The following is a 4608-nucleotide window of genomic DNA, read 5'->3' on the forward strand; positions in this document are numbered from 1 at the left end:
CCTTTCGGGCTGAAACACGAAAACTATGCCAGTGAAATTTTCGAACGCATTAAAGAAGCTAACGGCGAGCTATTTGTGATACAACCTACGGAGCGCAGGGAGTGGCAGTATAAGTACAACGGAAAAGAGTGGCAGGATGAGTTGGGGTTGAACTTTTACGATTACGGCGCAAGGAATTACGATGCGGCGATTGGTAGGTGGATGAATGTGGATGCAAAAGCTGAAAAATACTATAATTTCACACCATATAGCTATGTTGGTAATATGCCTATTATTGCGATCGATCCAGACGGTAAAGATATAATTTTTACGCAAAGCGTAAAAGATGATGGAACAAAAGTCATTCAAATGACGATTACTGGAAAGTTAGTTAATCAATCAAGTAACAACTACACTAAAGAGCAGATGAGTGCTTATACTGAAAGATTAAGTAGCTATATGAAGAATGCCTATAGTATGTCTGGAACAGATGATTCCGGGGGTAAATATGAGGTAAACGTTTCTGTTAATTTAACTACAGCTTCCGAAGACAATCCGCTATCAGAGACGGATACTGCTTTTCGAGTTGTAGACCCTGGAAATATTCCAGATTTTGAAAATGGTGGTTTCCTACCTGCTGACACACCTGGAGCCGCGGATTTTAATCAAAACATCGTTTATTTGTCGAGTGCTATAATGGACAAAAAACCAAAAGAAGGAAGTACTACAGGAAGAGCTTCCGATGGAACAGGTGGAGCAACTTTAGAGAGGACTGGTAGTCATGAACTTGGGCACAGTGGAGGACGACATCACCCAAGAACAAATGAAAAAAATTTAATGCATCAAACAAGTAATAAGAATGCAGGAACAAAAATTAATTATCAGCAAGTTTTGCAAATGCTTAAAGATTACGAAAATGGACTACTCAATCAGGGTAAACAAAATTAAATTCTTGTTATTAGTGAATCTATTTTTAGTAGTCTCATGTAGTGTTCATGAAAAGACTATTTCCTCTGACGATTTGATTTACGAGGTTATACTTGGAGATTATTTTACAGAAGATACATTAACATTAAGACTTAATAACAAGATTATTTTTAACGAGGTTATTTTAAGAAGTCGTGGTTCTATGGGAGTTACTGGAAAATGGCTAAAAGTTAAAAAGGGCAGTAACAACTTTTTTTCTATAACTTCTGATAGTGCAGAGAAAGAGCAAGTAGAAATTAACTCATCCGATGATTTTATTGAAACTATCCTCAATAATAATCATCAAATTTTTAAGATTAAAAAAAGAAAAGGTAAGTATATTCTAATTTCAAAAGATGAATTGGGAAAAATTTCAATTGCGCAATCTGTAAAACGACCGATTTTTGACTAAATCGCAATGTTAAAGGTATTTTGATTCGCGCTCAGCTGCGCAAAGTGTTTCGCGCTCCGCAACAGTCTTCCCGATCGCGCGGATGTACCGTACTCCGCAACAGTCTCACGGCCTTGAGCCAACTTCGAAATTTAATCCAACTTCCGTCCAATCAAAGCACCTCTTCAAACGCACTCACGTCTAGCCCCGATTGAAGCGGCAGCCCGGAGAAAAAGCAGCTTGACGGAAGCGCGGCTGTGGTGGCGACCCTAGAAGCCCGCCGCAGCGCGACTGAAGGCAGCTGCTTTTTTGAGGACTACAGCGGAAAGCGGGAATGGCTGCAAAAAAATGTTACGATTGCAAGACAAGAAAAGTACTGGGGCAGTGATAGAAATCATATTCTCGCTGCGGCGAGCCCATACTTTGGATAGTACAAATTTCGCAAATCAAAAGCAAACAGCCATACAACTACTTCATTTTGAGACAATTTTTCGCAACCTAAGTTAGGTTACTTGCTTAGTATTTGCGAATTTCGTAGCATGGGGCAATACGGGCTGGCGCGGGATTTTTTTAGCAGGGATTGAAAATCCGCGCTATCGGGTCAATACGGACCGGCGTGAGATTGTTTTAGCACGGATTGCAAATCCGCGCTATCGGGATCGAAAACACGTTTTACCAGCACTCACGCCTAGCCCCGAGTGCAGCGGCAGCCCGGAGTACAAAAAAGCTGTGTGAATTGGGTTAAAAACGGCGACCCCAGAAGCCGGTTGTAGCCCCATGAACACGCCTTTTTTTACGAGGACTATAGCGGAAAGCGGGAATGGCTGCAAAAAAATGAGAAATAGCATCTGAAAGTCCTTTTCAACAACACCTACGACAAGCACGGCAACATCACTTCGCTGCAACGCAACGGTTTTGCCGATGCCGATTTTGGCACCTCGGTAGAAATTGATAACTTAGTGTATGCGTACGACGGCAACCAACTGCTGGCAGTGCAAGACATGAGTAATTCATTAAACGGTTTTCGAGACAACGTAAACAACGGTAACCCCGATTTTGGGTACGATGCGTATGGAAATATGACCAGCGACGCCAACAAACGTATCGAAGATATCGATTACAACCACTTGAACCTGCCCACGGTAATTAACTTTCAAGACAACGGCGGACGCATTCGTTATACTTACGATGCGTTAGGCGTTAAAGTGCGAAAAGAGGTGGATGATCTTGCAAACGGAACCACTACCACCGATTACTTGGATGGTTTTCAGTACAAAAGCGGTGCGTTGCAGTTTTTTCCTACATCAGAAGGTTATGTGGAGTTTAAAGAACCTAACCGCCTTTTCTACGTGTACAACTACACCGACCACCTCGGTAACGTGCGTATGAGCTACACCGATAACGGAGTGGCAGTTCCTAAGATTTTGGAGGAAAACCACTACTACCCGTTTGGTTTGAAACACGAAAACTACGCCAGCGAGCGTTTTGAGTTTATTAAAGAACCACATGGAACGTTGTACGTTATTCAACCCACGGAGCGCAGGGAGTGGCAGTATAAGTACAATGGAAAGGAGTGGCAGGATGAGTTGGGACTTAACTTTTACGATTACGGTGCGCGGAATTATGATGCGGCGATTGGTAGGTGGATGAATGTGGATCCGTTGGCGGAGAAATTTTGCCAGTTCAGTCCTTACAGCTACGTTTTAAATAATCCAATTTTGTTTATTGATCCCAATGGCAAAGATGTTTTTGTTTATTATATTGGCCCAAGAAGAAGATGGTATAATAAATTGTTTTATACTTTAAATGGACATACAGCGCTGGGAGCTAGACCGTACGGATATAAATACACAACATATGCTAATCTTAGCGGTTCGGCACTTAGGTCTTTTGCGCCAGAGGATTATGTTAAAGAATATGGAATGTCTCGATACATAGATGAGAGTGCTACCATAAATGACTATATCAATAATGGAGATGTCGTTATAAAAATGAGATTGCAGCTAGATAAAAAAGTTGAGGAAATTATTTCTACATACATAGCGGCTGAAGCTTCAAATGGTAGAGACCAAGGTGGCCTTTTTTGTACTGGTCGTGCTCAAAGAATTCTGTTAGTTTCGTTAATTGAAGCGGGATACTCGGAAGAAGACGCAGAGGCAATTGTAGACAAACTAATCTGGTATAATACTCCAGAATTTCCCACAGCTGAGGAAATGTTAGATGCTGATTTTTTAGGAGCAGATTACTACTTTTTAGGGGGAAGTGATGGTAAACAGCGGGTTCATTTAAATTTTGATTTTAATAATAGGCTAGGTAGTTGGAAAGAGGGAGTCGAAGACAGGAAAAGAGAAGGTTTACATAATTTACTGTCTAATTTTCAAAATTTAAGCAGCGGTACTTACAGATGGAATGGAGACTCATGGGTAAAAGATTAAATATGAAAAAAATCAAGAGCTTAGTTGCAATTTTGACTTTTTTAGTCATTTTCTCAGTATATAAGCAAGTCCAAGCAGAAAACTATATCAAAAAGCAAAATGAAAAATATGGTATTTTGATTGCCGCAGAGAGGATAAACTACATGCCTTATGTTATTTTTTTATTTAAAACAGCAATTTTAGGTGGCAGAAATAAATCTAAAGAGTACAATGCATGCTTTATGCTATATGAACAAAAAAAAATAAAAACTTTTACGAGTGATAAAGATCTTGACAGTTATTTGGTCTATTGTTACATCAGTGAAAAAAAGATTAACCAATTTATTAAAACATCTTGCGTTAAAAAAATGCACGTAAAAAAGAATTGAATGGATATTGTGCCGATTTGGAACCACATCTCCAGCTGCGCAAAGTGTTTCGTGCTCCGCAACAGTTTCCCGACTTTGCGGCAAGTGTGAAAATTCATTAAACCACCTCTCCAAACGCACTCACTCCTAGCCCCGATTGCAGCGGCAGCCCGGAGAAAAAGCAGTTTGACTGAAGCGCGGCTGTGGTGGCGACCCAAGAAGCCCACCGCAGTGCGACTGAAGGCAGCTGCTTTTTTGAGGACTACAGCGGAAAGCGGGAATAGCTACAGAAGATAATACACAACAGCGACATGAAAGTACTCACCGTAAACTACTACGACGATTATAATTTTCCGAGAGCGCTGTTGGATTTTTCTTCCAATTTGGTGACAAATATTACGTACAACAACACCTCTTTAAAACCAAAAGGCTTGGCTACAGGAACTTGGGTGCGGGTGCTAAACAATGCCACAAGACCTGAGGGCGAAAC

The 4608-nt window shown here is 40.8% G+C and carries 4 protein-coding genes; all 4 read left to right on the plus strand.

Translation table 11 applies throughout. The annotated features are described in order from the left end of the window. Positions 1-927: RHS repeat-associated core domain-containing protein (locus Q0064_RS03750; protein ID WP_298144506.1), on the plus strand; the 927-nt coding region annotated here is incomplete at its 5' end. Beyond that, positions 896-1357, plus strand: a complete 462-nt coding sequence (locus tag Q0064_RS03755) for a hypothetical protein (protein ID WP_298144509.1) — start codon at positions 896-898, stop codon at positions 1355-1357. The genes Q0064_RS03750 and Q0064_RS03755, both read left to right, overlap by 32 nt. 980 nt (positions 1358-2337) lie before the next feature. Next, the gene (locus tag Q0064_RS03760) at positions 2338-3771 is read left to right on the plus strand and encodes an RHS repeat-associated core domain-containing protein (RefSeq protein ID WP_298144512.1); all 1434 of its coding nucleotides are present in this window, start codon (positions 2338-2340) and stop codon (positions 3769-3771) included. 2 nt (positions 3772-3773) lie between these two features. Beyond that, positions 3774-4139, plus strand: a complete 366-nt coding sequence (locus tag Q0064_RS03765) for a hypothetical protein (protein WP_298144514.1) — start codon at positions 3774-3776, stop codon at positions 4137-4139. Positions 4140-4608: the final 469 nt, after the last annotated feature.

It is taken from the genome of Flavobacterium sp., assembly GCF_027490375.1.
Taxonomy (GTDB): domain Bacteria; phylum Bacteroidota; class Bacteroidia; order Flavobacteriales; family Flavobacteriaceae; genus Flavobacterium.

Bases quoted from the DNA above. Each gene is read 5' to 3' on its own strand.
- Q0064_RS03755 (WP_298144509.1), top strand. From the start codon at position 896: ATGGACTACTCAATCAGGGTAAACAAAATTAAATTCTTGTTATTAGTG.
- Q0064_RS03760 (WP_298144512.1), top strand. From the start codon at position 2,338: ATGAGTAATTCATTAAACGGTTTTCGAGACAACGTAAACAACGGTAAC.
- Q0064_RS03765 (WP_298144514.1), top strand. From the start codon at position 3,774: ATGAAAAAAATCAAGAGCTTAGTTGCAATTTTGACTTTTTTAGTCATT.